We start from the raw sequence: 2834 nt of genomic DNA on the forward strand, positions 1-2834 counted from the left end.
CAACCCACTACACCCGTTACGCAACCCACTACACCAGACCCAACTACACCAACACAACCTACTACCCCAGTTACGCAACCCACTACACCAACACAACCTACTACCCCAGTTACGCAACCCACTACACCAGACCCAACTACACCAAATACCAATAGCGATAACCCCGATTATCTGCATGGCAACAGCCTGAAACTGCCTTCTGATAAATACACCCATGAATTATTGAAATATGGTTCAGTCAGTGAAATTGCAGCAGCAGCCAAAGGCGGAACAGACATCAACAAATACATCAGCAGCGAAGAAGACGCCAAAGTCATGATTGCCGATGTGAATAATTTGTCTGATGATGTGCGCTTGGAATTAAGCCATTTTGTTGCAGGCTTGGTAAACCCCATTCGCCAAGCATGGGGCATGGGGCAATTGATTGTTACCAAAGGCTCATTGGGCTTCGCCGAAGCGGTGGGCAATGAATACACCAGCAACCAATATGACCCTTGGAATGGTCATTTTAATGAAGGCATTGTACGCGCAGGTAAAGCATTTGGTTTGGCTGACGAGAATTTTTATGAAAATATGGGTGTCTATTCAAAAGGCAATCCACACGCCACATTAGATGATTTGAAAAAGACCTTGTATGATTCATTAACCAGAATGCTGTTTAACGATGCAGACTCCAATCAATTACATGCCAAATCTTTGTTGGCAGCAGGTGAACATGAATCGCAAAATTTAAGCCAAGATTATTTTGGTGTGGACATGAGCCAAGCACCGAATGGCAATTTTGCTTACCATATGATGTCGATAAGCAATGAATCGTTTTACATGCCTAATCCTGAAAAATTTGACAATACGCCTGTGGGCTATGGCTCACAAACGGTTACTGTAGATGCAAAACCACTTGGTTTATTTATTATTAGTGATTCTTCGGGTAATCATGTTGCAGAAAAATTGGATTTTGACCCAACAAAAACAAAGATTGCTTTTAAAGAAGAAGCATTCCTTGCAATGGTTCAAGACTTGATTAATAGCAATTATTATATTGATTATAAACCAGAAACAGGCGAATTACTCTACGATTCAAATCCATACGACAATGTCTCAGGCGTTATCGTTGCCAAATTACCAGTAGGTTTAGACGAAGCTACTTTGGTACAAAACTATACGCTGATTTAAGAACCTGTATTCATAATCTTAATAGCTTGCTTTTATCGCCACTTCATGCATCTACATGTATTGGATTTTCATGTTGATAGAACCACTATCAGCATGAAAATTTGCCTTGTATTCGCATGATTTTGCAATAAAAATCCATCTATAATTGATTTAAATTGAATCCACTATAATTTAAACACGTGTACACAAAAAGGCAGCCTGAAAACGCATTTCCGCTTTTCAGGCTGCCTTTTTTATTCACACAACATCAATGATTTATTTCGCAAAACGCTCCAAAGCCGCTACGGCTGGCAACTCCTTGCCCTCTAAAAACTCCAAGAACGCGCCGCCGCCTGTGGAAATGTAGCCAATTTGCTCGGTAATGCCGAATTTCGCAATTGCCGCTAAGGTGTCGCCACCACCCGCGATGGAAAAACCATTACTGTCCGCCACCGCGCGTGAAACCACTTCTGTGCCATTGGTAAATTGGGCAAATTCAAATACGCCCACAGGTCCATTCCACACGATTGTGCCAGCGTTTTTCAAGATTTCTGCCAATTGTTGCGCGGATTGTGCGCCGATGTCCAAAATCATATCGTCCGCCGCCACATCGTCAATGGCTTTGTGTTCGGCTGTGGCGGATTCGGCAAATTCTTTGGCGGTAACCACGTCCACAGGCAAAGGCACGACACCGCCTTTTGCCGCCATTTTGGCGATGATTTTTTTCGCGTCTTCCACCAAATCGGGTTCGGCTAATGATTTGCCAATCGGTTTGCCTTGCGCCAACAAGAATGTGTTGGCAATGCCGCCGCCCACAATCAATTGGTCAACCTTGTCCGCCAAACTTTCCAAAATCGTCAATTTGGTGGACACTTTGCTACCCGCCACAATCGCCACCATTGGGCGCGCTGGCTCTTTCAAGGCTTTGCCCAAAGCTTCCAATTCCGCCGCCATCAAAATCCCTGCCACCGACACAGGCGCAGCCGCCGCCACCGCTTCCGTAGAAGCCTGCGCACGGTGCGCCGTGCCAAACGCGTCATTCACAAACACATCGCACAATGCCGCATAAGCTTTGCCCAATTCAGGGTCATTTTTCTTTTCGCCTTTGTTAATGCGTACGTTTTGCAACAACGCCACTTCGCCAGCCGCAACAGTGGGTTTGGCTTCGCGCCAGTCGTTTAACACGCGCACGTTTTTGCCCAATAATTTGCCCAAATGCGCGGCAACGGGGGCGACATCGTCTTCGGGGTGGAATTCGCCTTCGGTAGGGCGACCCAAATGGGTCATCACAATCACACCTGCGCCATTGTCCAAGCAATATTGGATAGACGGCAAGGAAGCGCGAATACGTGTGTCATCGCTGATGTTGCCGTCTTTAAATGGCACGTTTAAATCGGCGCGGATTAACACGGTTTTGCCGTTTACATTTTGGTCGGTTAATTTTAAAAAACTCATGGGTTTTATCCTTATTTTTGGGGTTTGGGAAATGGGGTTTCAGGTTGCCTTCGTCTGGCGGGGGGAGGGTTAGGGTGGGGGTGGCTTGTGGAGTGGGATAAATTTTTGTTTATCCAAGATTTTCCCCCACCCTAGCCCCAGACCTGCCAAGTTCTAAATCATTTTCACAATACGGTCAATCCGATTGGCAAATCTTGCCAACCAATCTTTCCATTTATTGAAGCCAT

At 45.6% G+C, this 2834-nt stretch carries 2 protein-coding genes; one reads left to right on the forward strand and one right to left on the reverse strand.

What is annotated here, in order from left to right:
• On the forward strand, positions 1–1173 hold a 1173-nt coding region (locus Q338_RS12270), incomplete at its 5' end, for an SEC10/PgrA surface exclusion domain-containing protein (protein WP_034295948.1).
• Positions 1174–1428: 255 nt separating this feature from the next.
• Here Q338_RS12270 and Q338_RS12275 read toward each other — a convergent pair.
• Positions 1429–2607: a phosphoglycerate kinase gene (locus Q338_RS12275; protein ID WP_034295951.1), complete on the reverse strand. Its 1179-nt coding sequence runs from the start codon at positions 2605–2607 to the stop codon at positions 1429–1431.
• Positions 2608–2834: the final 227 nt, after the last annotated feature.

Origin of the sequence: Alysiella crassa DSM 2578 (assembly GCF_000745955.1) — a bacterium.
Taxonomy (GTDB): Bacteria; Pseudomonadota; Gammaproteobacteria; order Burkholderiales; family Neisseriaceae; genus Simonsiella; species Simonsiella crassa.